General features: G+C 70.6%; 27 protein-coding genes. 10 read left to right on the top strand and 17 right to left on the bottom strand.

Features of this window, described 5'->3' with window-relative positions:
- Positions 1-63 precede the first annotated feature (63 nt).
- The 3 genes from BLR90_RS20240 to BLR90_RS20230 form a co-directional block, all read right to left on the bottom strand.
- A complete protein-coding gene (locus tag BLR90_RS20240) occupies positions 64-1,302 on the bottom strand; it encodes an ABC transporter permease (RefSeq protein WP_170254408.1) in 1,239 nt (412 codons plus the stop codon).
- Complete coding sequence (locus BLR90_RS20235; RefSeq protein ID WP_091027046.1) at positions 1,299-2,813, bottom strand: ABC transporter ATP-binding protein; 1,515 nt, start codon at positions 2,811-2,813, stop codon at positions 1,299-1,301. The genes BLR90_RS20240 and BLR90_RS20235 overlap by 4 nt, the downstream gene beginning before the upstream one ends.
- A gap of 105 nt (positions 2,814-2,918) precedes the next feature.
- Positions 2,919-4,013: a BMP family lipoprotein gene (locus BLR90_RS20230; protein ID WP_218029489.1), complete on the bottom strand. Its 1,095-nt coding sequence runs from the start codon at positions 4,011-4,013 to the stop codon at positions 2,919-2,921.
- Positions 4,014-4,231: 218 nt separating this feature from the next.
- Here BLR90_RS20230 and BLR90_RS20225 point away from each other — a divergent pair, with 218 nt between their 5' ends.
- Positions 4,232-4,618, top strand: coding sequence for a cytidine deaminase (locus tag BLR90_RS20225; RefSeq protein WP_218029491.1), 387 nt, complete (start codon positions 4,232-4,234; stop codon positions 4,616-4,618).
- 43 nt (positions 4,619-4,661) lie between these two features.
- Entirely contained in the window at positions 4,662-5,951 is a 1,290-nt protein-coding gene (locus BLR90_RS20220) for a thymidine phosphorylase (protein ID WP_091027043.1), read from the top strand.
- A 151-nt stretch (positions 5,952-6,102) separates the two neighbouring features.
- Here the strand turns inward: BLR90_RS20220 and BLR90_RS20215 are convergent, their stop codons facing one another.
- A complete protein-coding gene (locus BLR90_RS20215; protein ID WP_091027042.1) occupies positions 6,103-6,558 on the bottom strand; it encodes a MaoC family dehydratase in 456 nt (151 codons plus the stop codon).
- 51 nt (positions 6,559-6,609) lie between these two features.
- Between BLR90_RS20215 and BLR90_RS20210 the strand changes: the two genes are divergently transcribed.
- Positions 6,610-7,710, top strand: coding sequence for an adenosine deaminase (locus tag BLR90_RS20210; RefSeq protein WP_091027041.1), 1,101 nt, complete (start codon positions 6,610-6,612; stop codon positions 7,708-7,710).
- Here BLR90_RS20210 and BLR90_RS20205 read toward each other — a convergent pair.
- Both BLR90_RS20205 and BLR90_RS20200 read right to left on the bottom strand, forming a co-directional pair.
- A complete protein-coding gene (locus tag BLR90_RS20205; protein WP_091027040.1) occupies positions 7,707-8,243 on the bottom strand; it encodes a hypothetical protein in 537 nt (178 codons plus the stop codon). The two genes, BLR90_RS20210 and BLR90_RS20205, sit on opposite strands and share 4 nt — an antisense overlap.
- Positions 8,240-8,851 (bottom strand): ATP-binding protein, encoded by a 612-nt coding sequence (locus tag BLR90_RS20200; RefSeq protein WP_091027039.1) that lies wholly within the window; start codon positions 8,849-8,851, stop codon positions 8,240-8,242. The genes BLR90_RS20205 and BLR90_RS20200 overlap by 4 nt, the downstream gene beginning before the upstream one ends.
- Positions 8,852-8,912: 61 nt before the next feature.
- Between BLR90_RS20200 and BLR90_RS20195 the strand changes: the two genes are divergently transcribed.
- The 3 genes from BLR90_RS20195 (at position 8,913) to BLR90_RS20185 (ending at position 10,737) form a co-directional block, all read left to right on the top strand.
- Positions 8,913-9,479 carry a hypothetical protein gene (locus BLR90_RS20195; protein WP_091027038.1) on the top strand — a complete coding sequence of 189 codons (567 nt, stop codon included), beginning with the start codon at positions 8,913-8,915 and terminating at the stop codon, positions 9,477-9,479.
- Entirely contained in the window at positions 9,476-10,039 is a 564-nt protein-coding gene (locus BLR90_RS20190; RefSeq protein WP_091027037.1) for a hypothetical protein, read from the top strand. The genes BLR90_RS20195 and BLR90_RS20190 overlap by 4 nt, the downstream gene beginning before the upstream one ends.
- A gap of 104 nt (positions 10,040-10,143) precedes the next feature.
- Entirely contained in the window at positions 10,144-10,737 is a 594-nt protein-coding gene (locus BLR90_RS20185; protein WP_091027036.1) for a hypothetical protein, read from the top strand.
- Between the two features lie 15 nt (positions 10,738-10,752).
- Here BLR90_RS20185 and BLR90_RS20180 read toward each other — a convergent pair whose 3' ends face one another.
- On the bottom strand, positions 10,753-11,181 hold the full coding sequence (locus tag BLR90_RS20180; protein ID WP_143016289.1) for a hypothetical protein: 429 nt from the start codon (positions 11,179-11,181) through the stop codon (positions 10,753-10,755).
- A 55-nt stretch (positions 11,182-11,236) separates the two neighbouring features.
- Positions 11,237-12,055: a hypothetical protein gene (locus tag BLR90_RS20175; protein WP_143016288.1), complete on the bottom strand. Its 819-nt coding sequence runs from the start codon at positions 12,053-12,055 to the stop codon at positions 11,237-11,239.
- Positions 12,056-13,167: 1,112 nt separating this feature from the next.
- On the opposite strand from BLR90_RS20175, the gene BLR90_RS20170 reads away from it, so the two are divergent.
- Positions 13,168-14,562 (top strand): DUF222 domain-containing protein, encoded by a 1,395-nt coding sequence (locus BLR90_RS20170; protein WP_091027033.1) that lies wholly within the window; start codon positions 13,168-13,170, stop codon positions 14,560-14,562.
- On the opposite strand, the gene BLR90_RS20165 is transcribed toward BLR90_RS20170, so the two are convergent.
- The 5 genes from BLR90_RS20165 to deoC all read right to left on the bottom strand — a co-directional run bounded on the left by BLR90_RS20165 (position 14,502) and on the right by deoC (position 19,540).
- Positions 14,502-15,326, bottom strand: coding sequence for a hypothetical protein (locus BLR90_RS20165; RefSeq protein WP_091027032.1), 825 nt, complete (start codon positions 15,324-15,326; stop codon positions 14,502-14,504). The two genes, BLR90_RS20170 and BLR90_RS20165, sit on opposite strands and share 61 nt — an antisense overlap.
- A gap of 167 nt (positions 15,327-15,493) precedes the next feature.
- Positions 15,494-16,162: a pentapeptide repeat-containing protein gene (locus BLR90_RS20160; RefSeq protein ID WP_091027031.1), complete on the bottom strand. Its 669-nt coding sequence runs from the start codon at positions 16,160-16,162 to the stop codon at positions 15,494-15,496.
- Positions 16,163-16,169: 7 nt separating this feature from the next.
- Complete coding sequence (locus BLR90_RS20155) at positions 16,170-17,039, bottom strand: aldehyde dehydrogenase family protein (protein ID WP_091027030.1); 870 nt, start codon at positions 17,037-17,039, stop codon at positions 16,170-16,172.
- A 64-nt stretch (positions 17,040-17,103) separates the two neighbouring features.
- Positions 17,104-18,546, bottom strand: coding sequence for an aldehyde dehydrogenase family protein (locus tag BLR90_RS20150; protein WP_091027029.1), 1,443 nt, complete (start codon positions 18,544-18,546; stop codon positions 17,104-17,106).
- Between the two features lie 4 nt (positions 18,547-18,550).
- On the bottom strand, positions 18,551-19,540 hold the full coding sequence (deoC, locus tag BLR90_RS20145) for a deoxyribose-phosphate aldolase (RefSeq protein WP_091027028.1): 990 nt from the start codon (positions 19,538-19,540) through the stop codon (positions 18,551-18,553).
- A gap of 53 nt (positions 19,541-19,593) precedes the next feature.
- Between deoC and BLR90_RS20140 the strand changes: the two genes are divergently transcribed.
- On the top strand, positions 19,594-20,211 hold the full coding sequence (locus tag BLR90_RS20140; protein ID WP_091027027.1) for a hypothetical protein: 618 nt from the start codon (positions 19,594-19,596) through the stop codon (positions 20,209-20,211).
- Between the two features lie 3 nt (positions 20,212-20,214).
- On the opposite strand, the gene BLR90_RS20135 is transcribed toward BLR90_RS20140, so the two are convergent.
- Positions 20,215-21,870 carry a phospho-sugar mutase gene (locus tag BLR90_RS20135; RefSeq protein WP_091027026.1) on the bottom strand — a complete coding sequence of 552 codons (1,656 nt, stop codon included), beginning with the start codon at positions 21,868-21,870 and terminating at the stop codon, positions 20,215-20,217.
- A 23-nt stretch (positions 21,871-21,893) separates the two neighbouring features.
- Between BLR90_RS20135 and BLR90_RS20130 the strand changes: the two genes are divergently transcribed.
- A complete protein-coding gene (locus tag BLR90_RS20130) occupies positions 21,894-22,463 on the top strand; it encodes a HEAT repeat domain-containing protein (protein WP_091027025.1) in 570 nt (189 codons plus the stop codon).
- Positions 22,460-22,894, top strand: a complete 435-nt coding sequence (locus tag BLR90_RS20125; RefSeq protein ID WP_091027024.1) for an SRPBCC family protein — start codon at positions 22,460-22,462, stop codon at positions 22,892-22,894. Before BLR90_RS20130 ends, BLR90_RS20125 begins: the two co-directional genes overlap by 4 nt.
- A 16-nt stretch (positions 22,895-22,910) precedes the next feature.
- Here the strand turns inward: BLR90_RS20125 and BLR90_RS20120 are convergent, their stop codons facing one another.
- Genes BLR90_RS20120 through BLR90_RS20110 form a run of 3 tightly spaced genes read right to left on the bottom strand, consistent with a single transcriptional unit; the run spans position 22,911 to position 25,401 of the window.
- The gene (locus BLR90_RS20120; RefSeq protein WP_091027063.1) at positions 22,911-23,915 is read right to left on the bottom strand and encodes an aldo/keto reductase; all 1,005 of its coding nucleotides are present in this window, start codon (positions 23,913-23,915) and stop codon (positions 22,911-22,913) included.
- Between the two features lie 9 nt (positions 23,916-23,924).
- On the bottom strand, positions 23,925-24,332 hold the full coding sequence (locus tag BLR90_RS20115) for a MerR family transcriptional regulator (RefSeq protein WP_091027023.1): 408 nt from the start codon (positions 24,330-24,332) through the stop codon (positions 23,925-23,927).
- A gap of 34 nt (positions 24,333-24,366) precedes the next feature.
- Complete coding sequence (locus BLR90_RS20110; RefSeq protein ID WP_091027022.1) at positions 24,367-25,401, bottom strand: hypothetical protein; 1,035 nt, start codon at positions 25,399-25,401, stop codon at positions 24,367-24,369.
- Positions 25,402-25,404: the final 3 nt, after the last annotated feature.

The following is a 25,404-nucleotide window of genomic DNA, read 5'->3' as shown; positions in this document are numbered from 1 at the left end:
GGGGTCCCCGATCGATTGTCTGCGGAGGAGCGCAGCGGGGGAGCGGAGAATCGAGTGGGGTGTTCATGCCGTGGCCTCCTTGGCGGGCAGCCGGAACATGGCGCGCACCAACGGGGGAGCGGCGATGAACAGCACGATGAGGGACTGGACGATCAGGACGATGTCGACCGGGATGCCCTGCGAGGCCTGCATGGCGAAGCCGCCGGCCTTGAAGGCGCCGAACAGCAGCCCGGCGGCGAGGATGCCGAGGGGTCGGGACCGGCCCAGCAGGGCGACGGTGATCGCGTCGAAGCCGATGCCGGCGTCGAGGTCACCAGCAACGCCGCTGGTGACCGTGCCGAGCACCTGGTTGACGCCGGCCAGCCCGACGAGGGCGCCGGCGATCAGCATGACGACGACGTAGGTGCGGCCGACGTCGATGCCCGAGGAGCGTGCGGCGTCGGGGTTCTCGCCGACGGCGCGCAACCGGAAGCCCATCGCCGAGCGGTTGAGCAGCCACCAGACGAAGGCCACGGCGACGAGGGCAAGCAGGAAGCCGAGGTGGAGGTTGAACTTGTCACCCAGGATCTTCGGCAGCACCACCGACTCGGGCATCGCCGCGGACTTCGGGTTGATGGTGCCGGGCGCCTGAAGCAGCTCCTGCTTGGTGAGCGCGAAGAAGACGAGGTAGTAGCCGACGTAGTTGAGCATGATCGTGACGATCACCTCGTGCGCGCCGGTGCGGGCCTTCAGCAGACCCGCCAGGCCCGCCCAGAGCGCCCCGATTGCCATGCCGGCGACGATCGCCAGCGGCAGGTGGATGGCCATGGGCAGGTCGACGCCCACGCCGACCCAGCCGGCGGCGGCGCCGGCCAGCAGCATCTGGCCACGGCCACCGATGTTGAACATGCCGGCGCGGAACGCGAGCCCGACGCCGAGTCCGGCGGTGATGAGCGGCGCGGCGAACTTCAGCGTCTCGGTCAGCGGCCGGATCTGCTGCTCGAAGGTGTCGACCCGGTTGTTCCAGATCGCGCCACGGACCAGCGCGGAGTAGGCACCCGTGATGGCGTCCCAGACGGCCTGGAAGAAGTCTCCGGGCCGGGCACCGATATAGCTGGCGGTCTCGCGGACGTTCTCGTCGGTGAGCAGGATCAGCACCGACCCGACGATCACGGCCAGCAGCACCGACAGCAGGGCGACCAGCACCTGGCCGGCGGCGATCTCGCGCAGCGCCTGGTGCCAGCGACTGGGTGACGGCGGCGCCTGCTTCTCGGGGGCCTCGGGGGTCTCAGGGGTCCCAGTGGGCGTCTGGTCGGTGCTCACGCGGCGGTTCCTTCCGGACGTTCGCCGGCCATCATCAGGCCGAGGACGTCGCGCGGGGTGTCAGAGGGGACGATGCCGACGATCCGGCCGCGGTAGAGGACCATGATCCGGTCCGACAGCGCGGCGATCTCGTCGAGCTCGGTCGACACCAGGAGCACCGGTACGCCGGTGTCGCGGGCGGCGACGATCTGCTTGTGGATGAACTCGATGGACCCGACGTCGACGCCTCGGGTCGGCTGCGCCGCGACGAGCAGGCGCAGGTCGCGGGAGAGCTCACGGGCGACGACGACCTTCTGCTGGTTGCCGCCGGACAGCTGCCCGGCCAGGGTCTCGACACTCTGCGCGCGGACGTCGTACTGGACGAGCTTCTCCTGCGCGAACTCCGCGAGGTCCTTCAGGCGAAGCGACCCGGCGCTCACGAACGGCTTGCCGTGGCTGCGGTTGAGCATGAGGTTCTCGGCGATCGTCATCCCGGAGACCAGGCCGTCGGCCTGACGGTCCTCGGGGATGAAGCCGACTCCGGCGTCGAGCACCCGGCGGACCGAGCGGCCGACCAGCTCGGTGCCGTCGAGCACCACCGAGCCGGTGACGTGGGCCTGCAGGCCGAGGATCGCCTCGGTGAGCTCGGTCTGGCCGTTGCCCTGGACGCCGGCGACGCCGAGGATCTCGCCGGTGTCGATGGTGAAGCTGATCCCGTCGACGACGACGTGACCCTCTGCGTCGGTCACCGTCAGGTCGCGGACGACCATCGCCTCCGGGCCGGGCTTGGCCGGCTCCTTGTGCACGGTCAGCTCGACCGGACGGCCGACCATGAGGGCGGCGAGCTCGACGTTGGTGGCGGTGGGGCTGGCCTCACCCACGACGGCGCCGCGGCGGATGACGGTGATCCGGTCGGCGACCTCGCGCACCTCGCGCAGCTTGTGGGTGATGAAGACGATCGCGGTGCCGGCCTCCTTGAGCTGACGCATGATGCTCATCAGGTCGTCTGTCTCCTGCGGGGTGAGCACCGCGGTGGGCTCGTCGAAGACGAGCACCTTGGCGTCGCGGGACAGGGCCTTGATGATCTCGACGCGCTGCTGGACGCCGACGGGGAGGTGCTCGACGACCGCGTCGGGGTCGACGTCGAACCCGAACCGGTCGGAGATCTCGCGGACGCGGCGGCGGGCGGCGTCGAGGTCGAGGGTTCCGAGGAACCCGGTGGCTTCGTGACCGAGCATGACGTTCTCGGCGACCGTGAAGACGGGGATGAGCATGAAGTGCTGGTGGACCATGCCGATGCCGGCGGCGATCGCGTCGCCCGGTCCGGAGTAGTGCTGGACCTTGCCGTCGAGCAGGATCTCGCCCTCGTCGGCGGGGTAGAGGCCGTAGAGGACGTTCATCAGCGTCGACTTGCCGGCGCCGTTCTCCCCGAGCAGGCAATGGATCTCACCGGGTTCGACCGTGAGCGAGATGTGGTCGTTGGCGACCAGGGTGCCGAACCGCTTGGTGATGTCGCGCAGGGTGAGAGTCATGCGTGGTCCTCGATGCTGGTGGACGGTGACGAGGTCAGGCTAGCGAGAGCAGAAGGGGGGCCGGCAGGTGCCGGCCCCCCTCTGTTCAGCCGAGGCTGAGGTGTGTCACTGGTTGAGGTACGACGTGACCGTGATCGAGCCGTCGATGATGCCGGCCTTGACCTCGTCGAGCTCGGCCTGGAGCGACTCCGAGACCTTGCCCTCGAAGTTGTGGAACGGGGCGATACCGACGCCGTCGTTCTCCAGGGTGCCGACGTAGGCCTCGGCGTCGAACTCGTCGTTGCCTGCGGCCAGGATCGCCTCGTAGGTCGAGACCTTCATGTTCTTCAGGATCGACGTGAGCACCACTTCCTGGGTGTTCGGGTCGGTCTCGAAGAAGTCGGCGTCGACGCCGAGCATGGCGACGTCCTTGCCCGAGTCGTCGATCGCGGTGAGCGCACCCTGGTAGATCGGGCCGCCGACCGGGAGGATCACGTCAGCGTTCTGGTCGAGGATGCCCTTGGCCGTGGTGGTCGCGGTCTCGTTGGCCTCGAAGCCACCGGTGAAGAGACCCTTCTCGCCGCCTTCGTAGCCGACGACCTTGATCTCCTTGCCCTTCTCGCTGGCGTAGTACTCCGCACCCTGCTTGAAGCCGTCCATGAAGATCGTGACGGTCGGGAACGGCATACCGCCGTAGGTGCCGACGACACCGGTCGTGGTGTAGTCAGCCGCGGCGTAGCCCGCGAGGAACGCGGCCTGGGCGGTGTCGTAGAGCAGCGGCTTGATGTTGTCCGCGTCCTTGGTGCCGTCGAAGTCGTTGTCGGCCGCGTCATCGATGAGGATGTACTCGATGTCGGGGTTGGCCTTGGCCGACTCGACGGTGGCTGCCGACAGGGCGAAGCCGACGGTCACGATGGCGTCGCAGCCCTCGGCGACCAGGCTCTCCAGGTTGGGGCCGTAGTCGTTCTCGCTCTGGGACTCGACGCCCTTGAACTCGGCTCCCAGCTCGTCGGCTGCCTGCTCGACACCTTCGTAGCTGAGCTGGTTGAACGACTTGTCGTCGAACCCGCCTGCGTCGGAGACGATGCAGGGAAGGAAGTCAGTCGTCTTCTCTCCGCCGTCGCCCGACTTGTCGTCCGGGGCGTCGCCACACGCGGTGAGCGCCGTGGACGCTGCAAGCGCAGCAATGCCGCCGACAACGGCCTTCCTCAAGTTATTCACTGTTGCCTCCAAGTCTGCGCACCGCCACGTGCGGGGCGCCTGAGCACGTTATCGAATCGGGCACTGATATGCGGGCAGTTGCCGCACCGTTATCCACTTGCGACCTTCCTCCCCGAACCGGGCGGTGTCAGTCGTTTGCGGTGTGTTTGCGGACACGTGCTCAGGTGGGCCAGGGTGAGCCTCCGCGCACGACTGAACAAGGAGGACGCATGACCGAGGTGGACGAGGACTGGTCGGCGCTCCAGGCGGCGGCCACGGACGTCATGAGGCATGCCTACGCGCCGTACTCGCACTACTCGGTGGGTGCCGCGGCGCGCGTCGACGACGGACGCCTGGTCACCGGCTGCAACGTCGAGAACGCCGCGTACGGCGTGACGTTGTGCGCCGAGTGCGGGTTGGTCTCCCAGCTCTGGGCCACCGGGGGCGGCAAGCTGACGCGGTTCGTGTGCGTGAACGGCGACGGCGACGTGATCATGCCGTGCGGCCGGTGCCGCCAGCTGCTCTCGGAGCACGCGGCGCCCGGGCTGCTGGTGATGACGCCCGAGGGCGTGCGCACGATGGCCGACGTGCTGCCGCAGGCGTTCGGCCCCGCCGACTTGGGCTGACCGGCCGGCGCTAGCGTGGGTGCTGTGGAGAAGGGGAGGGCACATGGGCGCCGAGCAGCATGACGCGGTGGAGGTGATCATCGCGAAGCGAGAGCGCGGTGAGCTCTCCGACAGCCAGATCGACTGGGTGATCGACGCCTACACCCACGGCGCCGTCGCCGACGAGCAGATGTCGTCGCTCGCGATGGCCATCCTGCTCAACGGGATGAACCGGCGCGAGATCGCCCGCTGGACCGGCGCGATGATCGCGTCAGGTGAGCGGATGGACTTCTCCAGCCTGTCGCGGCCCACCGCCGACAAGCACTCCACGGGGGGCGTCGGCGACAAGATCACGCTGCCGCTCGCGCCGCTGGTCGCGGCGTGCGGTGTGGCGGTGCCCCAGCTCTCCGGACGCGGCCTCGGCCACACCGGCGGCACGCTCGACAAGCTCGAGTCGATCCCCGGCTGGCGGGCGGCGCTGTCCAACGACGAGATGTTCGCGCAGCTGGAGTCCGTGGGCGCTGTCATCTGCGCCGCCGGCGACGGCCTGGCGCCCGCCGACAAGAAGCTCTACGCGCTGCGTGACGTCACCGGCACCGTCGAGGCGATCCCGCTGATCGCCTCGTCGATCATGAGCAAGAAGATCGCGGAGGGCACCGGCGCCCTCGTCCTGGACGTCAAGGTTGGCACCGGTGCCTTCATGAAGGACCTCGACAAGGCGCGCGAGCTCGCCGAGGTGATGGTCGCGCTGGGCAAGGACGCCGGCGTCCACACCGTCGCCCTGCTGACCGACATGAGCACCCCGCTCGGTCTCACCGCGGGCAACGCGATCGAGGTCGCCGAGTCGGTGGACGTGCTGGCGGGTGGTGGCCCCGCGGACGTGCTCGAGCTGACCCTCGCCCTGGCCCGCGAGATGCTCGCCGGTGCCGGGCGCGACGACGTCGACCCCGCCGATCGGCTCGCCGACGGGTCCGCGATGGACGCCTGGAAGGCGATGATCCGCGCCCAGGGCGGCGACCCGGACGCGACGTTGCCGACCGCGCGCGAGTCGCACGTCGTGACCGCTCCCACCTCGGGCACCCTGACCCGGCTCGACGCCATGGCGGTCGGGCTGGCCGCGTGGCGCCTCGGTGCCGGGCGCGCCCGCAAGGAGGACCCGGTCCAGGCCGGAGCCGGTGTGGTCTGGCACGCCCGCCCCGGTGACACCGTCACCGAGGGGGCGCCGCTGTTCACGTTGCTCACCGACGAGCCCGAGCGCTTCGACCGTGCGTTGGCCTCGCTCGAGGGTGGCTACGACATCGGCGACGCGGCGTCGTACTCCGCCTCGCCGCTGGTGATCGACCGGATCAGCTAAGCCTGGATACAACGATATGCGGCTGCTACGCGCCACCATCCAGGCGCGCTGGCTGCGTTACCGACGCTCGATGGACAACCAGGACGCCGTCGCGCCGGCGCCTTGCCATCACGCCAGTCTGGTGACGCTCGCGACGCCGCCTACCGCTGGATCAAGGCTTGAGCAGCAGCACGATCGACTCGGCCACGCAGGCGGGCTTGTCGGCGCCCTCGATCTCGATGACGTGCTTGAGCGAGACCTGCTTGCCGGCCGGGAGGTCGACGACGTCGCCCAGGGTGACCGTCAGCCGGAGGCGTTGCCCGACGAGCACGGGGTTGGGGAAACGTACCTTGTTGAGGCCGTAGTTGAGCTTCGCGCCCGGGGTCTCGATCGAGAAGACCTGGCTGCCGAGCCACGGGATCAGCGAGAGGGTCAGGTAGCCATGGGCGATGGTGCCGCCGAACGGCCCGGCCTTCGCGCGCTCCTCGTCGACGTGGATCCACTGGTGGTCGCCGGTCGCGTCGGCGAAGGTGTTGACCCGCTCCTGGTCGATGGCCACCCAGTCGCTGGTGCCGAGCTCCTCGCCGACGGCCTCACCGATCTCGTCGAAGCTGGTGAACACGCGCATGCTTGAGCCTCCTGCGGGCTGGGGTCCTGAGCCTGGTGGTTGGATGGCGGGATGAGCGCCACTCCTTCGGAACTTATCGCCCCCACGCGAGACGAGATCCGGCAGGCTCCCAAGGTCCTGCTGCACGACCACCTCGACGGTGGGCTCCGGCCGGCCACCATCATTGAGCTGGCCGGCGAGATCGGGCACGAGCTGCCGGTCCAGGACGCGGAGTCGCTCGGGCGCTGGTTCGCCGAGGCGGCCGACTCGCGGTCGCTCGTGCGCTACCTCGAGACCTTCGACCACACGGTCGCCGTGATGCAGACCGGTGACGCCCTGACCCGGGTGGCCCGCGAGTGCGTCGAGGACCTGGCCGCCGACGGGGTCGTCTACGCCGAGGTGCGCTACGCCCCCGAGCAGCACGTCTCCCAGGGGCTGACCCTCGACGAGGTCGTCGCGGCGGTCCAGCTGGGCTTCGACGAGGCGACCGAGGCGGCGGGTGGACGGATCGTCGTACGCCAGCTGCTGACCGCGATGCGGCACCAGGCTCGCTCCATGGAGATCGCCCACCTCGCGGTCGCGTGGCGCGACCGGGGCGTGGCCGGGTTCGACATCGCCGGCGCCGAGGCGGGCTACCCGCCGACCCGCCACCTGGACGCGTTCGAGTACCTCCAACGCGAGAACTCCCACTTCACGATCCACGCCGGTGAGGCGTTCGGGCTGCCGTCGATCTGGCAGGCGATCCAGTGGTGCGGCGCCGACCGGCTCGGCCACGGCGTACGCATCATCGACGACATCACGGTGGCCGACGACGGCACGGTCACGCTCGGTGGCCTGGCGTCCTACGTGCGCGACAAGCGGATCCCGCTCGAGATGTGCCCCTCCTCCAACGTGCAGACCGGAGCGGCCGACTCGGTCGCCGAGCACCCGATCGGGCTGCTCACCGACCTGCGGTTCCGGGTCACGGTCAACACCGACAACCGGCTGATGAGCCAGACCTCCATGACCGACGAGATGGCCAAGCTGGTCGAGGGGTTCGGCTACACGCTGACCGACCTGCGGTGGTTCACCATCAACGCGATGAAGTCGGCGTTCCTACCGTTCGACGAGCGGCTGGCCATCATCGACTCGGTGATCAAGCCCGGCTACGCCGCGCTGGGGGAGTCGCGCTAGCCCGATCGGCTGTGGACGACGAACCACAGCCGGTCCCACCCGGCGAGGCTCATCCGGTGCTCGACGACCGAGCGCCGGTCGACCGGCAGCACCCGCCCGGTCGCGGGCTCGTAGACCAGCAGGGTGCCGGGCTCGGGAGCGGCCGCGGCCAGCACGACGTGGCGCGGGCACCAGCGGTTGCCGACGTAGAGCGCGGCCGGCTGGCCGGCGCGGACGGTCGCGAGGGTCCGGTCGAAACGCGCTCCGGGGTCCGGCCACGCGAGCCGGGTGACGTGGTGGGGGCCGAGCTCGCGGGCCACCGCCCACGGCGGGGTGCCGAGCGCCCGCGGCCACGGGACCTGGAACCGGCCGCCGAGGTCGCGCGCGGTCACCCGGCGATGGGTGACCAGGGCCTCGTCGGCGAAGCGGTCGGGGGTCATCGACTCGGCATAGGACGGGTCGGCGAGCATCCGCGCGGCGACGACCACGCTGGCGCCGCAGCTACGACGGTCCGGTTGACGCAGGCCGCGCAGGAGGCCGAGCGGGTCGGTCACGGGCGTGCCCGCTCCGCCGCCAGCCGTTGCAGCAGCTCCCAGGCCTCGTGCGGGGAGACGGGTTGGCAGCCCAGGTCGACGGCGCGCTGGACCACGCGGCGCTGGGCACGCAGCAGGGCGAGACCCCGACGTACGAGCACGAGTGGAGGTTTGCGGTGCTCGCGCAGGTCGCGGTTGAGGCGGCGCCAGAACGTGACGGCGGGGTGCTGGCGCACGCAGTAGGCCGCGGCCAGCCAGCCCTCGTCACGCAGGCGCGGCACGACCTCCTGCGCGAAGATGCCCTCCGCGACGAACAGCGCGTGCCCGTCGAGGTGGAGGGTCTGCCAGCCGCACCGACCGTCGTGGGCGATGTCGTAGATGGGCACCTCGGCCTGCCCGGTCTCGCACAGGGCGCGGACCGCGGCGGTCGCGTCGTCGGGGTGCCAGGAGTCCGGGTGGTCCCAGTCGACCAGGCCGGCGTTGGCGCCGGTGGTGATCAGGGGGAGCGTCGGGTCGCCGGCGCTCTTGTAGAAGTCGTCGAGGCGCAGCACGGGCAGTCCCATCCGTTCGGCGAGCCGTGACTTGCCGGCTCCCGAGGGGCCGGCGAGGACGATCACCTCCGCGTGCATCCGCCCAGTCTGCCGCACCGTTGTCGGGGTGTGTTGGGCCCGGGTGTGGGACGATCGCGCGGTGAACCTGTTCGCCCTCGTGGGGGTGGGCGTCGTACTGGGGGCAGCGACGTCCGGGGTGGCCATGGCCCTGGTCGAACAGCGCGACGAAGCTGACCTGACGGCGGCCGTCCTGACCGAGGACGTGACGGCGCGCCAGTGCGCGACCGCCGTACCGACCTCGGCGATGGAGAGCCTCGGGATCGTCGCGGAGCCGGTGCTGACCGGGCGCAACGAGTGCGAGGTGATCCTGGGGTCGCGCGACATCCTGGTCTCGCGCCGACCGCTGCTCACCGGCGGGAAGGCCGCCGACCTGCCGGTCGCGGCGCGACAGAGCTTCGAGGTCGCCTGCGGCCTGTTGGCCGACGACAGCGCCGACGTCGAGCGGTCCCCTGAATGGCTGCCGCCGTCACCTCCTGGGACCTGCGTGCGTACGCCGGTCGCCGGCCAGGGCATCTCCCAGGTGGTCGTGCTGACCGCCGAGCACCACGTGGTCGAGATCCGGGTGCTCCAGCTGGACCTGACCAGCGTCGACCGGCTGCACGAGGGCCTGTCATCGCTGGTCGCGGCCGCCGAGGTGGTGTGGTGACCGCGGCCGGGTGGCTCGTCGGCAGCCTCGGCTTCGCCGTCGGCGCCGCCGCCGTGGTCGGTGCCGGCCTGGCCACCGCGGACCCGTCGCCGCGCGGGGCCGTGACCGTCCCGTCCGGTTTCTGCGAGGGCACCCTGTCGGCCGTGGCCGGCCGCTGGGGGCTCAGCGTGCTGGCGCCAGAGACGGTCACCGGCGAGCGCGACGAGCTCACGGTCTGCGCGGCGGCCAGTGCGTCCGGTGACGTCCGGCTGACCCTCACCGTGCTCACCCTCGTCGAGGAGGAGGGCCGCGCCGCCGACGAGCGCACCTCGACGATGCTCGACCTCGCCTGCACCGCACTCCACCCGGGCACCGAGGGTGGCGTGAAGGGCGACTCCGAGGGCGGCTGCGATGGGCCTGTCGAGACCGTCGACGAGCTCGTCGGCAACGCCAGCGCTTTCGTCACCGACGACGGTCGCGCCGTGGTCACCCTCATCCTCACCGCCCCGCCCGACCGCGCCGGCGGCAGTGCGCGCGAGGTCGCCCTGTTGGCTCAGGAGATGTCAGCGGGGGTGGGCTGAGCTCGCGCGTCGGTGGTCGAAACGCACGCTCATGCCGATGAGCGGATGTCTAGTCGCTTTCGCTCTTCTCGTAACCCCCCACGCTGCCGGGGCGTTGAGGGCCCGTGAACGCGTCCCTCCCGGAACCTGGCAGTGATACTCAGTCGCCCAAGCCGCGTCAGCGAACGCTGGTCCGCCACTGGCGCATCGTCCTTGCCGCCACGCTGGCACTGGGTGTCGTGGTGGCCCTCGGTGTGCTTGCCTGGGAATGGCGTCACCCCCACGCCTTCCGCGACGCGGAGGGCGGGATCGGCCAGAGCGCCAACTCGTGGCCGGTTGGCAAGGCCATCTACGTCGGGGTCACATACGGCCAGGAGTCGGGATGGATCACACTCCAAGACGCCGAGCCAGTTATCGAGCGCAACAGCGCGCGAGCGGAAATCGAGCATTTCGTATGCATCCCCGAGCGGATCGGCGGTGGAAGCATTGGGTCCGTGGATGCGGCGGGAGCCGATCAGCACTGCGCGACGCTTGAGCCGATCGGCGGCAAACCTATCGAATTCGAATTGAGCGGAAACCGGCAGATCCTCATGCGGATCACCCCGACCATCGAGGGCGTGGTCCGAGTTCCCAGTTCGGACCTCACCTACTGCCAAGGCTGGCGAGAGGGTAGGCAGCGAGTCGGCGACGGCATACGGATCCGAGCAGTTCGCAGGTAGGAGGCCCTCGTCCGCTTATGCCGCGAAGCGGTCGGTCATGCCGATGTGCGGTCCTCGCGGACGTCCGCCAGCGACTGGGACGGTGAGCGTGGAGGTCGCGACCAGGTCCGTGATGCTGACGGTGATGGTGACGCCTTCGAGGTCGCGGATGGGTCCGCCGTCGATGGCGAACTCGTGCACGTCGTCGTCGTAGCGAAGCTCTCCGCCTTCAGCGAGCAAGGCACGCACGACGCCACCAACGGCTGTCTCGATCGCGTCCCGCTCCCAGTTGCGACGAGTCATCGCGGCCTTGGCCCGCTCGACCTGCACGCGCTCGTCGGAGATCGACTGGACGAAGTCGCTGCGGATCTCGTTGTCGGAGAGGCTGCCCTTCAGGCGGAGCTCACGGGCGTACTGGACTTCGACGGTGGCAGTGAACGACAAGGCGGGCGTCTGGGTGCTCATGCACTCCATGTGTCCGGGTCGGGCGCGCTCGTGCACCCGGTCTGACCGGGTTGCATCAGTACGGAGGGGTGCCTGTGACGAAGGGCAGTCCGTAGTCGGTGCCGTTGCAGTTGGCGCCCGCTGTGACCTTTCCGCTTTCGGGGTCGAGCTGGAAGGTCTTGTTGTCGCTCCCGTTCCACATGCCGAGTCGGGGCTTGTCCAGTTCGGGGTCACTGAGGTCACCGAGGTAGCTGTTGAAGAGCTTCAACTCCGGGGTCGCCGTGGTCAGCGTCCCCGACCACCACTTCGACACATACCAGCCGTTGGTGTTGTCCTTGTAGGTGTTCTTCCCGTAGACGTTGGCGCCTCGGGTGCCGTCTGGCATCAGCAGGTATTCCCACTTGACCCAGAAGATGCCCATCGGGTGAAGCCCGCAGAGGCCGATGCCTGACTGGGAGGCGGCAGGCGTGCCGATGATGGTGGGCCTGACGTCGTCGATGAACAGGTCGGCGTGGGTGACCTCGACGTTGCGCTCCGCGGCGGGGACGTCGTTGACGGCCTTCACGGTGAAGATGAGTGCATCGCCGTCCAGGCCAGCCGTGAGGAGTTCGATCACAACGGCGTCGGTGAGTTCGTTGCCGGTCAGCACCGCGTTCGGGGGCTCGTCCCCGAGGTCATCGTCATCTGCCTTCCACCCGAAGGCCGCCAACGCGTCGGCGGTAGTCGTCGTGCCAGCGTCGTGGTTGGGTCGGTCAGCGAACCACGTCATCGTCGGCGTCGAGGACAAGATCAGCGTTCCTTCGCCGTTCTCGTCGAGATCGAGGGTGGCTTCGGGTGACCGGGCGACGAACAGCAGCTTCTCCGAGGGGTTCGGCTTCGTCAGCACCGGCTCCACGAGGGTCGTCGTCGGGCTCGCGCTGGACTTCGGGTCGGTGGCGGGCGTCGAGTCGGTGCTGGACGAGCAGCCGGTCATGGCTACGAGCGCGAGCACGGTGGCGGCCGCGGCCGGTCGGAGGTTCTTCATGGACCGCAGTGTGGTCGTAGCCGAGCCAGAAAACTGCGTCTTGGACGTATTGGGGGTCATCACGCACCCTCAGGTGTGTGCGGGATGGGCCCGTTCGTGCTCCCGAGCGGGTTCACGCTGTGGCGCACGACCTTGAAGGGCATGTGCTGAGAGCTCGAAGACGCACGCTTCTGCCGCGTAGCGTGCGCTCGAAGACGCACGCTTCTGCCGCGTAGCGTGCGCTCGAAGACGCACGCTTCTGCCGCGTAGCGTGCGCTCGAAGACGCACGCTTCTGCCGCGTAGCGTGCGCTCGAAGACGCACGCTTCTGCCGCTGCGATGGCGCTTCCAACTGTCCGTTATGGTCGGCGGCATGGCATCTCCGGAGGCAAAGTTCGCACCCATCGGCGCGTTGCGAGGGGGACTGGCCCTCATGGTCCTTGGGGCACTGATGGCTTGGGGCCCCGCCGACTCGATCCCTAGTTGGGTAGGGCTTGGAACCCTATTCATCGGCGCTCTGTTGGTAGCAATCGCATTGGGCATTCGGACGCTACGCACTTAGGCGCCGAGCCAAGTCCGCAGGTTGGTGCCCTCCAGAAGCGCACGCAAATGCCGCGTTGTGCGCGGTCCTGCCGAGGTCGCACGTCCCCGTCTAGGGTCTTGCCATGTTCAATGTCGGACAGAGAACTGCCGTGCGTGGCGTTCTTTCTCGCTGGGTACGACGGCGACCTCCGTACGCTGCCGCCGTCGCGCGATGAGGTCGCTTTCATTCTGGCGCAGGAGGACCTGCTCACCTGAAGGACGAGCGCGTGGTCGAGCAGGTGCTGCAACAAGTACTGGGGCGGAAGGTCTGGGTGCTGGCCCCGTGGACGACACCGCCGTCGAGTTCTAGGGCGCCGCCATTCCTCGAACCCGAAGGTAAAGTCTCAGAAGATTCTCAGATCCCCTGTGGATACAGGGTTCTGAGGCCTCTTAGTGTCGGTGCCCCCTGCTTGACTTGACTTCATGACCAGCCCGACCGGACCCGACGACAGCACCCAGGTGCTGACGTCGCTGCGCGAGCATCGCGCGGTCCGCGACCGGGCGGAGATCGCGATCCTCAACGACGTCCTCGACTGGTGCGTCCTGCATCAGACCGACGACGAGGACGCCGCCGCGTTCGGTGACCACGGCATCCCCCTGGCCGGCGACGGTGCGCCGTGGGTCTCGGAGTTCGCGGTGATGGAGCTCGGCACTGCGCTCGGGGTCTCGACGGACTCGGCGAAGCGGTACGTCGGCGCCGCGCTCGAGGTCCGCTACCGGCTCCCGCGTCTGTGGGAGCGCGTCGCGTCGGGTGATCTGGCGTTCTGGAAGGCGCGGCTCATCGCGGAACGCACCATGTGCCTCCCCGAAGCCGGGGCGGCGTTCGTGGACCAACGGGTCGCGTTCGTCGCGCACAAGATCGGCTACGCCGAGCTCCAACGCCAGATCGACGCCGCCCAGCTGCGGTTCGACCCCGACGCCGCCGAGAAGGCCCGGCGTCACGACGCCGACCGGCGGTGCTTCGACATCCACAAGGACGCGGTGTCCCCGGCCGGCACGGTGCCGGTGTCGGGGACGCTGGACCTGCCTGATGCCCTCGACCTGGACGCGGCCCTCTCCGCCCGTGCCGCGGGGCTGCGCGACCTCGGCTGCGAGGAGTCCCTCGACGTGAGGCGCGCGATGGCGGTTGGTGACCTCGCCAGAGGGCAGGCCACCTTCGACTACGACCGGGCCCGGCCGGTCGTGCTCCACATCCACGGCGACACCGTCTTCGGCAATCCCAACCCCGAGGCCAACGTCGGGCGCTGCGACAACACCCGCACCCCGCTCCTGGCCGAGACGATCCGGGAGTGGTGCGGCAACCCCCACACCACGATCATCGTGAAGCCCGTGAAGGACCTGGCCGACCACATCCATGTCGCCGCCTACGAGGTCCCTGACCCGGCTGGCCGAGCAAGACGCTCTCGTGGACCTGCACTGCGTGTTCCCGTGGTGCACCAGACCAGCGGCCCGGTGCGACTGCGACCACGCCGTTCCGTACGGCGAGGGCGGATCCACGTGTTCCTGCAACACAGCCCCGCTCTGTCGAGCCCACCATCGCTTGAAGACGCACGGCGGGTGGACCTACGACGTCCTGGACCGCGGCACCTACCTCTGGCACACCCCCCACGGGCACCTGTTCCGCCGGGACCACACCGGCACCGAACCGGTCGACGCCCCAGGTCGTCGACGACCCTGACCGCCCCACACCCCGACCATCGGCGGGGTCACCGGCGCGCCCAATCGCTTGCCAGTCGACGTCTCGGCGCCCGAGCGCTTCAGGAGCCCGTGCCGCGGAACGCCGGCGCCAGCTCGAGCGGTACGTCGCCCCAGGGGTGACGCAGCGTGGAGTGCAGCTCGGCGGCCATCGCCGCGAGTGCGGGGTGTGTGTCGCTGCGGGCGACGGCGGTCAGGCGGTGGAGCACGAAGGCTCGGCGGCTTGGGCGCTCAGGGCCGGCGGCCCGGTCGTCGTTGGTCAGGGCGCCGGCGATGAACCAGGCCGGAGTCATCGCCTGCCACCCGAGCGTGGCCAGCTCCAGGTCGGCGGCGAAGCTCGGGTCGGCGGCGACGCCCCCAGCCTGATGGCAGTACCTGGAGACAGCGGCCTCCGCCACTTCGTCGGGGAGCAACCAGGCGCACCAGCAACTGGGCCAGGGTGCGCGGAGGTAGGCGACGTCCCAGGCGCGGTGACGCAGCTCCGCGTGCTCGAAGTCGATCAGGTGCAGGCGGTCCGAGGCGAGCACGTTGTTGTCAGGGCAGGTGTCCGCCGGGCTCAAGACCTCCTGGCGCGGGTCGCCCAACCTCGACGGCAGTGTGCGCAGGTCCTCCAGGGCCTCCTGGTGCGGTGGCAGGCCGAGTTGCTCCAACACGCCGGCGTACCGCTCCGCGGCGACCGCGAAGTCGGCAGCCAGGGATCGGGGCCCGAGGCCGGGCGCGCGCTCGGCCAGCGCCTTCGTGAAGGCCACGCGGGTCTCGGGCGTGCCCGCAGCATGGAGGAGGCTGAGTGCCTCCGCCCATTGCAGCAAGGCAGCGCCGGCGAGCGCACGCAGTGCCGCCCGTTCGCGGGCCCCCGCGAAGCTGTCGTCGGAGGGGTAGACCTTCACGACGTAGCGAGCCCGTCCTTACACGCCAGCCTGGCGCCGCCTCGGCCGCCCGTGAGCGGCTCGAACCGGTCCCAGCCGTCGAAGCCCATCAAGCTGGCCGACGAGGTGCTCTCCGGGACGTCCACGTCATCACTCTGCCCTGAGGTGGTCCGGCCGGCGCCCACCGGTCAGGCGTCCTCGACCTTGATGCCCTTCTCGCGGGCGAGGAGCGGTGCGAGGAGGTCGAGCTGAGCCGGGCTGATGGTGACGCCGCGGAGGCCGTCGAGGCCGTGGATCTCCTCGAAGTCGGCGCCACGGAGGTCGACGTGCTCGCGCTTGCCCTGGTGGAGGTTGAGGCGGGAGACCCGGGTGCCGCGGAAGCTGACCCGGCGGGCGTTGGTCTGGAGGAGGTCGAGCTCCTCGATCACGCAGTCGGTGAAGGCGACGTCGAGGAGCTCGGCGGCCCGCAGGTTGACGAAGCCCAGCTTGCAGCCGACGAAGTGCACCGAGTGCCACTCCGTCTCGTAGGCCTCGACCGAGCCCAGACGGGCTCCGGAGACGTGTACGTCGCGCCAGACACCACGCGGGGCGCGGACGATGGGGATGTCGAGGCGGTCGAACGTGGTCTCGCGCAGTCGGGTGGAGCGCCAGTCGGCCTCGCGTGCCACCACGCGGACGAAGCTGCACCCGTCGACGGTGGCGCCGCCGAGGGAGAGCTGAGGTGTGTCGAGGTCGGTGAACGAGAGGCCGTGCAGGTCGGCGTCGGTGACGAGCTGGTCCGGGGTGCCGGACGTCAGCTCGGGGTGGACGACGGAGTCGATCGAAGGAGCGACGGTGGAGGCGCGGGGCTTGGCCATGCGCCCGTCAGCTGCCGATCGGGTGCCAGACCGTCTTGGTCTCCACGAACGCGGTCATCGCGTCCAGTCCCGGGTCGACGCTCCAGTCGGGCTCGGCGGCGGGGGCACGGCGTACGCGCTTGAGGTTGTCGGCGGCCGCGACCTCGAGCGACGTGGCGAGCTCGGTGTCACCGGCGATGCCAGTCAGGTCGATGGCGTTGACGTCCATGTGCGAGGCGAGCCACGGGGCGATCGTGGCGGCCGAGCCGGTCAGGATGTTGACCACACCACCGGGAACATCGGAGGTCGAGAGGACCTCGGCGAAGGTGACCGCCGGGAGCGGACGGTCGTACGACGACACGACGACCGCGGTGTTGCCGGTGACGATGACGGGCGCGATCGCGCTGACGAGTCCGAGCAGCGACGACTCCTGCGGAGCGAGGACCGCGACCACGCCGGTGGGCTCGGGCGTCGAGAGGTTGAAGAACGGCCCGGCGACGGGGTTGGCGTTGCCGATCACCTGGGTGAGCTTGTCGGCCCACCCGGCGTACCAGACCAGCCGGTCGATCGCCTCGTCGAGCACCTTCTCGGCACGCGCGGCGGTCAGGCCCTCGGACTGGCGGACGGCCTGCACGAACTGCGGCCGGCGGTCCTCCATGACCTCGGCGACCCGGTAGAGGATCTGCGCGCGGTTGTAGGCGGTCTTGCCGGCCCAGCCCGGGAAGGCCTTGCGGGCCGCCACGACCGAGTCGCGGGCGTCCTTGCGGGAGGCGAGGGCGGCATTGGCCACGAAGGCCCCCTTCGTGTCGTTGACGGCGTAGGAGTAGCCCGACTCCGAACGCGGGAAGGCGCCGCCGATGAACAGCTTGTAGGTCTTGCGGACGTCGATCCTGCTCACTTGATCATCCTCACGTGAAGAACGGGGTCCCCGCGGAAGCGTGCGTCCGCCGCGCGAAGCGCGCTCATCGCGCGCTTTCGTGGGGTGTTCGTAGGTAGCCCTCCAGGCCGTGGCGGCCGCCCTCGCGGCCGTAGCCCGACTCCTTGTACCCACCGAAGGGGCTGGTCGGGTCGAACTTGTTGAACGTGTTGGCCCAGACCACGCCGGCGCGGAGCTGGGAGGCCATCTTCAGGATCAGCGAGCCCTTGTCGGTCCACACACCGGCGGAGAGACCGTACGGCGTGTTGTTGGCCTTCTCGACCGCCTCGGCCGGGGTGCGGAACGTCAGCACCGACAGCACCGGCCCGAAGACCTCCTCGCGGGCGATGCGGTGGGCCTGGGTGACGCCGGTGAACAGCGTCGGCGGGAACCAGAAGCCCTTGGTGGGCAGGTCGCAGGCGACCTCCCAGCGCTCGGCGCCCTCGGCGTCGCCGACCTCGGAGAGCTCGCGGATGCGCTTGAGCTGCTCACCGGAGTTGATCGCGCCGATGTCGGTGTTCTTGTCGAGCGGGTCGCCCATCCGCAGCGTGGACATCCGGCGCTTGAGCCGCTCGAGCACGTCGTCGGCGACCGACTCCTGCACGAGGAGACGCGAGCCGGCGCAGCACACGTGGCCCTGGTTGAAGAAGATGCCGTCGACGATGCCCTCGACCGCCTGGTCGATCGGCGCGTCGTCGAAGACGATGTTGGCCGCCTTGCCGCCGAGCTCGAGGGTGACCTTCTTGTCCGTGCCGGCGACCGCGCGCGCGATCGCCTTGCCGACCTCGGTCGAGCCGGTGAAGGCGACCTTGTCGACGTCGGTGTGGCTCACGAGGGCCTGCCCCGTGGCGCCGGCGCCGGTGATGATGTTGACGACGCCCGGCGGCAGGTCGGCCTGCTGGCAGATCTCCGCGAACAGCAGCGCCGTCAGCGGCGTGGTCTCGGCGGGCTTGAGCACCACCGTGTTGCCGGCGGCGAGCGCGGGCGCGATCTTCCAGGCCAGCATCAGCAGCGGGAAGTTCCAGGGGATGACCTGCGCGGCGACCCCGAGGGAGCGGTCGCCGTAGCCGGCGTACTCGAGCTTGTCGGCCCAGCCGGCGTAGTAGAAGAAGTGGGCGGCGGCGACGGGTACGTCGACGTCGCGCGACTCCTTGATCGGCTTGCCGTTGTCGATCGACTCCAGCACCGCGAGCTCGCGGCCGCGCTCCTGGATGATCCGGGCGATCCGGTAGAGGTACTTGGCGCGCTCGCGACCGGGCATCCGGCCCCAGACGCGGGCGTGGGCCCGGCGGGCGGCCTTGACGGCCAGGTCGACGTCGGCCTCGTCGGCCTCGGCGATCTCGGAGAGCACCTCCTCGGTGGAGGGGCTGATGGTCTTGAACGACGTGCCCCGGCCGTCGACGAACTCACCGTTGATGAACAGGCCGTAGGACGCCTTGATGTCGACGATGCTCCGCGACTCGGGGGCCGGTGCGTATTCGAAGGTCATGGGATCAGTCCAACGTGAAGTAGTCGGGACCGGAGTAGCGCCCGGTCGTCATCTTGGTGCGCTGCATCAGGAGCTCGTTGAGCAGCGTGGAGGCTCCGAAGCGGAACCAGTCGGGGTCGAGCCAGTCGGGGCCGGCCACCTCGTTGACCACCACGAGGTACTTGATGGCGTCCTTGCTGGTGCGGATGCCGCCGGCGGGCTTGACGCCGACCATCTGGCCGGTGGCCTCGCGGAAGTCGCGGACCGCCTGGAGCATCACCATCGTCACCGGCAGCGTGGCTGCCGGCTGCACCTTGCCGGTGGAGGTCTTGATGAAGTGGGCGCCGGCCATCATGCCCAGCCAACTGACCCGGCGGACGTTGTCGTAGGTCTGGAGCTCACCGGTCTCGAAGATCACCTTGAGGTGTGCGCTCTGCCCATCCGGTCGGGCGCAGGCCTCCTTGACCGCGACGATCTCCTCGAAGACCTGGAGGTAGCGCCCGGAGAGGAACGCACCCCGGTCGATGACCATGTCGATCTCGTCGGCGCCGGCCTCGACCGCGTCACGCGTGTCAGCGAGCTTGATGTCGAGCGCGGCGCGGCCGCTCGGGAACGCCGTGGCCACGGCGGCGACGTTGACACCGCTGTCGCCGAGGACGTCCTTGGCCGTCGCCACCATGTCGGGGTAGACGCAGACCGCGGCGGTCGCGGGGCAGGTCGGGTCGGCGGGGTCGGGGCGCATCGCCTTGGCGGCGAGCGCGCGGACCTTGCCGTGGGTGTCCTGGCCCTCGAGGGTGGTCAGGTCGACCATCCGAATGGCGAGGTCGAGGGCGTAGGCCTTGGCCGTCGTTTTGATCGACCGGGTGCCCAGGGAGGCGGCGCGCGCGTCGGCGCCGACCTGGTCGACCCCGGGAAGTCCGTGCAGGAAGCGGCGCAGGGAGGCATCCGAGTGCGTGACGTCGGAGAAGTCCCAGGCCGGACCCTGAGAGGTCGCGGCGGCGGGGGTTGGAGGCATCCCCCCAGCATAGGGTTGGCGGGCAGCGAGGCAGCAACCGACGAGGAGACAGTGTGAGCGACGAGCAGCCGGAGCGGTTCGCGCCGACCAGCGGTCGTGTGATGGGCGTGGTGGGGCTCCTGCTCGCCGTCTGCGTGGTCGGTTTCGGCCTGGCCGACCCCGACCTGGGGTTCGCCGACTGGGTGATCGCGTTCGCCGCCCTCGGGGGAGTGCTGGTGTGGGCGGCGGTGCTGCGCCCGCGGGTGTCCCTGGTGGGCGAGCACCTCGAGCTGCGCAACATGCTCGGGACCGACCTGATCCCGCTGGCCGCGATCGAGGAGCTGGCGGTGCGCCAGCTGCTCGCCGTACGTGCCGGTGACAGGCGGTTCCTGTGCCCGGCGCTGGGCAAGTCGCGCCGTCAGCTGCGCGGGCGTCCCGCGTTCGGCTCGGGCGCGGTGGCCGGCCGGCTGCGCAGCAAGCCCGCCGACGCGCGGACCACCGTCGACTTCGCCGACTTCGCCGAGCAGCGGATCCGCCAACGGATGGAGGACGAGCGGGCCGCCCGCGGCATCCGCGCCGGCTCGGCCGAGCAGCTCGCCCTCGCCCAGGAGGTACGACGTCAGCCGGCCTGGCCCGAGATCGTCGCCCTGGTGGTGCTGACCGTCGCCCTCGTGGTCACGATCCTCGTCTGACCCTCAGATGCCGGCGGCGGCCTTGATCCCGGCGCCCAGCGCGTCGAGCCGCCCCGCGGCGGAGATCCGCGCGGCCTCGACCCCGTCGTCGGGCTGCACGGGCACGACCACCTCGAGGTAACACTTGATCTTGGGCTCGGTGCCGCTCGGGCGCACGATGACCCGGGCGCCCTCGGCGAGCGTGTAGCGCAGCCCCTCGGTGGGCGGGAGCGTGGCGGAGCCCAGCGCCAGGTCGTCGACAGCCAGCACCGCGAGGCCGCCGAGCTCGGTGGGCGGGGTCGATCGCAGGCGCGCCATCGCCGTACCGATCTGGGCGAGGTCCTGCACGCGCACCGACACCTGGTCGGTCGCGTGCAACCCGAACTCGCGGGCGATGTCGTCGAGCAGGTCGGGGAGACCCCGGCCCTCGGCCTTGGCGAGCGCCGCGATCTCGCAGAGCAGCAGCAGCGCCGAGACGCCGTCCTTGTCGCGCACGTGCTCGGGGTCGACGCAGTAGCCCAGGGCCTCCTCGTAGCCGAACGCGAGACCCTCGACCCGGCCGATCCACTTGAAGCCGGTGAGCGTCTCGGCGTAGGGCTGGCCGGAGGCCGCCGCCATCTTGCCGAGCAGCGAGGACGACACGATGGATGTGGCGTAGGTGCCCTGCTTGCCGGTGCGCAAAAGGTGATGGGCGAGCAGCGCGCCGACCTCGTCGCCGCGCAGCATCCGCCAGCCGTGGATGCTCGGGACGGCCGCGGCGCAGCGGTCGGCGTCGGGGTCGTTGGCGACGACCAGGTCGACGCCGTGGCGGGCGGCGAGCTCCATGGCGAGGTCCATCGCCCCCGGCTCCTCGGGGTTGGGGAAGGAGACCGTCGGGAAGTCGGGGTCGGGCTGCTCCTGCTGCGCGACCACGCGGGGCTGGCCGAAGCCGGCCGTCTCGAGCACCTGCACCACCGACGTGCCGCCGACGCCGTGTAGCGGCGTGTAGACGATGTCGAGGTCGCGCGGGCCGTCGACCGCGAGGTCGGCGACCGTGTCGAGGTAGCGGTCGATGATGTCCTCGGTGAGCACCTTGCCGGCCGGCCCGCGCGGGATGTCGGCGAGCGCGCCGACGGCCGCGATGTGGGCGGCGATCCCGGCATCGGCCGGCGGAACGATCTGGCTACCGTCACCGAGGTAGACCTTGTAGCCGTTGTCCTGCGGCGGGTTGTGGCTCGCGGTCACCATCACCCCGGCCACGCAGCCGAGCTCGCGGATCGCGAACGCCAGCAGCGGCGTCGGCAGCGGCCGTGGCAGCAGCCGGGCGGGCATCCCGGCGCCGGTCATCACCGCGGCCGTGTCGCGGGCGAAGACGTCGGAGTTGTGGCGGGCGTCGTAGCCGATCACGACGGGGCCCACGGTGCCCTGCTCACGGAGGTACGCCGCGAGGCCGGCCGCGGCGCGCAGCACGACGACCCGGTTCATCCGGTTGGGGCCGGCGCCGAGGGCGCCGCGCAGCCCGGCCGTGCCGAACTCCAGGGTGCCGTCGAAGCGGTCTGCCAGGTCTGCCACGTCCTCGGGGGCGGGTCCGGTCTCGACTCGCGCGACGAGCTGCTCGAGCTCGGCCCGGGTCGCGTCGTCGGGGTCCTCGGCGGCCCAGGCCCGGGCGCGGTCGAGGAGCGAGGTGAGGTCGGACGTCATAGCCGCACCGTAGCGTTAGCGCCGTGAGCCGTCTGCCGCCCCCGCGCGACCTGGAGGCGCCCATCCCGGTCCTGGTGCGGGAGCTCGTTGAACACCTCGGGGGAGCGCCGTTCGTCGCGGTCTGCACCGACCTGCTCGGCGGAGCCGATCGCGGGGAGCACCTGCTCGTCCTGCCCTACCTGACGGGCCACACGTTCGCCGACGGCGACGCCACCCGCGACCCGGACACGTGGCCTGACCTGTGGGTGCGCGCCTGGGGCGCCCGGGGGCTCCTGCATGTCTGGGACGACCTGGCCTCGGACGCCGTCGTGGCCGGTCTCGGCGACGTCGACTGGCGCCCGGCCGAGATGTGCCTGAAGGTCGCGGCCCGTCACGAGGTCGGTGGCGCGGGCGACGGAGCCGCTCGGCTGGCCACGCACGAGCTCCCACGGGTCCGGACCCACGCGATGCGGGCGCTGGGCGCAGTGGGCGACACCGAGCACGTCGAGGTGGTCCGTGAGCGGCTGGACGACGAGCACGCCGACGTGCGCCGGGCCGCCGCGCGGGCGCTCGAACGCCTGGCCATGCGCCTCGATCTCGAGCCGATCCCGTGAGGGCGGTCCACGAGTTCGGTGGCGAGTGGACCGTCGCCGCACCTCCCGACGCCGTCCGCGACGTGGTGGTCGACCTCGAGCACTACCCCGACTGGTGGCCCCAGGTCGTCGCCGTCGTCAGCCTCGGGCCGGACGACGCGCGGGTGCTGTGCCGCTCGACGCTGCCCTACACGCTCGACCTGGTGCTGCACGCCCGGTCCCGCACCGGCCCGGTGCTCGAGGTGGAGGTCAGCGGCGACCTCGACGGGACCGTGCGCTGGCGGCTCGAGCCCGTCGAGGGCGGCACCCTGATGCGGTTCGAGCAGACGGTGAGCGTGTCGGGCCTGCTCGCTCTGGCGTCGTACGTCGGAGGTCCGCTGCTGCGCTGGAACCACGACCGGATGATGGCCAGCTGCGTCGCCGGGCTGCGCCGGAGGCTCGCCGCGCCCTGAGCCGTCACCTGAGCCGTCAGGAGTCGATGTGGCTCATGTCGCCGTAGCGCGCGCCCACCACCGCGTCGCGCGGGACCGCGGCACCGAGCGAGCGCAGGTCGTCCTCGGTCAGGGTGACGGCGGCGGCGCCGACGTTCTCCTCGAGGTGGGTCACCCGCTTCGTGCCCGGGATCGGTACGACGTCGTCCCCCTGCGCGAGCACCCAGGCCAGCGCCAGCTGGCCGGGGGTGCAGCCCTTGGACTCGGCGATCGCGCGGACCCGCTCGACGAGCGCGAGGTTGGCGTCGAGCGCCTCGCCCTGGAAGCGCGGGAAGTAGCCGGTGCGGCGTGAGTCGCCGTCGGCCAGCGTGTCCGACGACGTGATCGCGCCCGTGAGCAGGCCGCGGCCCAGCGGGGAGTAGGGGACCAGGCCGATGCCGAGCTCGCGGATCGTCGGGAGGATCTGGTCCTCGAGGTCGCGGGTGAACAGGGAGTACTCCGTCTGGAGGGCCGTGATCGGGTGGACGGCGTGGGCCCGGCGGATGTTGGCGGCCGAGGCCTCGGACAGGCCGAGGTGGCGCACCTTGCCGGCCACGACCAGCTCCTTCATGGCGCCGACGGTCTCCTCGATCGGCACGCTCTGGTCGACGCGGTGCTGGTAGTAGAGGTCGAGGTGGTCGACGCCGAGCCGCTGGAGGGAGGCGTCGCACGCGGACCGGACGTACTCCGGTCGCCCGTTGATCCCGAGCCGGCTGCCGTCCTCGCCGCGCTCGTTGCCGAACTTCGTGGCCAGCTGGACCTCGTCGCGGCGGCCGGCGAGGGCCTTGCCGACGAGCCGCTCGTTGGTGAAGGGGCCGTACATGTCCGCGGTGTCCAGGAAGGTCACGCCCAGGTCGAGCGCGCGGTGGATGGTCGCGATGCCTCCCGCCTCGACGGTGTCGTCGGTGGGTCCGTAGAACTCCGACATGCCCATGCAGCCGAGGCCGAGGGCGGAGACGTCGAGCGGGGAGGTGGTGCCGAGGGTGCGTCGTGAGATCGTCATGTCACCCACTCAAACCCCTGGAGCGCGCTCCAGGTCAAGCCGGTGCTCCACGGCGTCGGTGTAGATGCCGATCTTGGCGTCGATCGCCCCCAGGTGCTCCTGCACCTCGGCGAGCTGCTGGAGCACCGTGCGTCGGTGGCTCTGGAGCAGCTCGAGGCGCTCGGTCTCGTTGCCGTCGCCGGCGCGCACCAGTGCGGCATAGCGGCGTACGTCGCGGATCGGCATGCCGGTGGCCCGAAGCCTGGTCACCATCTGGATCCAGCGCAGGTCGCCCTCGGCGTAGCGCCGGTGACCCGTGGCGGATCGGCCGACGGGTTGCAGCAGGAGCTCACCGCGCTCGTAATAGCGCAGCGTGTCGGCCGAGAGCCCCGTGTGGGCGGCGGCCTCGGCGATGGTCAGACCGGGAACGGGCGGCATGCGCCCCAGTGTCCGACCTGGAGTGCGCTCCAAGTCAAGCGTCGAGCAGGTCCCGGACCGCGGCCGAGGCGAAGAACGGCTCGAGCTGGTCGCGCAGCAGCCGCTCCAGGTCGCCGGACTCCTCCAGCGCGGCGACGACGCCGGGCGCGATCCGCACCAGGTCGGCGACCAGGTCGTCGCGGGCGAGGTCGAGCTCGTTGAGCAGCTCGGTCGGGGTGTAGCCGCCGAACCGGTCGAAGAACCCGTCGACGATCGCCTCCCCGAGACGGGCGGCGTGCTCGGTGCCGACGGTGGTCACGACCACCTCGTGCACGGCGTCGATGACGCCGGTGATCTCGTCGCGGGTCACGTGGTCGCTCAGTCCGGCGACCTGCGCCTCGGAGACCAGGTCCCAGACCTGAAGCACGGCCTCGCGGGTCGTGGGGTCCTGGAGGGTCTCGATGATGATGCGGTTGAGGCGGCGTACGGCGAAGGTCCCGCCCTTGCCGACGGTGTCGCCGATCAGGCCCTCGAACTGCCGGTCGGCCGCGCCCATCACCTTCGACGCGGCGTTGGTCCCGAACGACATCAGCGAGCCCAGCCCCGGCACCTTGTCGGCGACCGCCTTGTTGGCCTGGAGCACCTCGCCGACGATGCGGCCCATGAAGCGCGACGCCATGGTGCCGACCAGCGGGGTGTCGGTCAGTCGCTCGAGGCCGCGCTCGAGGACGGGGTTGAGCGCCAGCAGCTCGTCGAGGAGCACCTCGACCCGCTCGCGCTCGATCAGCTCCCCGAGCCGGTAGCGCTCGTCCGGGCCGTCGTACACGACCGTCGTGGCGAGCTCGACGATGCCGCTCACCGCGGCACTGCCCGGCACGGTCGCGAGCGCCCGGCCGACCACGGCCTTGATCGCCTCGCGGTCGACGAGGTCCTCGACCTGGTGCCGTCCGGCGGCCGTGAACAGGTCGTCGGCCAGCCGGGTCACCGTGGCGGCGAGCTGGTCGCCCGCCAGCCGCTCCAGGTGGTAGGCCACCTGAAGGTCGAGCAGCTGCTGGGCGGTCGGCGCAGGTCGCGAGGCGCTGGGGGGCATTGG

This window comes from Nocardioides szechwanensis (assembly GCF_900103935.1).
Taxonomy (GTDB): Bacteria; Actinomycetota; Actinomycetes; order Propionibacteriales; family Nocardioidaceae; genus Nocardioides; species Nocardioides szechwanensis.
Note: the sequence above shows the minus strand (reverse complement) of the source record. Positions and strands in the feature narration are given on the sequence as shown.

Excerpts from the sequence above, each read along its gene's own strand:
- BLR90_RS20235 (WP_091027046.1), bottom strand. The coding sequence starts at position 2,813 with ATGACTCTCACCCTGCGCGACATCACCAAGCGGTTCGGCACCCTGGTC.
- BLR90_RS20220 (WP_091027043.1), top strand. The coding sequence starts at position 4,662 with ATGGGCGCCGAGCAGCATGACGCGGTGGAGGTGATCATCGCGAAGCGA.
- BLR90_RS20215 (WP_091027042.1), bottom strand. The coding sequence starts at position 6,558 with ATGCGCGTGTTCACCAGCTTCGACGAGATCGGTGAGGCCGTCGGCGAG.
- BLR90_RS20210 (WP_091027041.1), top strand. The coding sequence starts at position 6,610 with ATGAGCGCCACTCCTTCGGAACTTATCGCCCCCACGCGAGACGAGATC.
- BLR90_RS20200 (WP_091027039.1), bottom strand. The coding sequence starts at position 8,851 with ATGCACGCGGAGGTGATCGTCCTCGCCGGCCCCTCGGGAGCCGGCAAG.
- BLR90_RS20180 (WP_143016289.1), bottom strand. The coding sequence starts at position 11,181 with ATGAGCACCCAGACGCCCGCCTTGTCGTTCACTGCCACCGTCGAAGTC.
- BLR90_RS20170 (WP_091027033.1), top strand. The coding sequence starts at position 13,168 with ATGACCAGCCCGACCGGACCCGACGACAGCACCCAGGTGCTGACGTCG.
- BLR90_RS20160 (WP_091027031.1), bottom strand. The coding sequence starts at position 16,162 with ATGGCCAAGCCCCGCGCCTCCACCGTCGCTCCTTCGATCGACTCCGTC.
- BLR90_RS20150 (WP_091027029.1), bottom strand. The coding sequence starts at position 18,546 with ATGACCTTCGAATACGCACCGGCCCCCGAGTCGCGGAGCATCGTCGAC.
- deoC (WP_091027028.1), bottom strand. The coding sequence starts at position 19,540 with ATGCCTCCAACCCCCGCCGCCGCGACCTCTCAGGGTCCGGCCTGGGAC.
- BLR90_RS20135 (WP_091027026.1), bottom strand. The coding sequence starts at position 21,870 with ATGACGTCCGACCTCACCTCGCTCCTCGACCGCGCCCGGGCCTGGGCC.
- BLR90_RS20120 (WP_091027063.1), bottom strand. The coding sequence starts at position 23,915 with ATGACGATCTCACGACGCACCCTCGGCACCACCTCCCCGCTCGACGTC.
- BLR90_RS20115 (WP_091027023.1), bottom strand. The coding sequence starts at position 24,332 with ATGCCGCCCGTTCCCGGTCTGACCATCGCCGAGGCCGCCGCCCACACG.
- BLR90_RS20110 (WP_091027022.1), bottom strand. The coding sequence starts at position 25,401 with ATGCCCCCCAGCGCCTCGCGACCTGCGCCGACCGCCCAGCAGCTGCTC.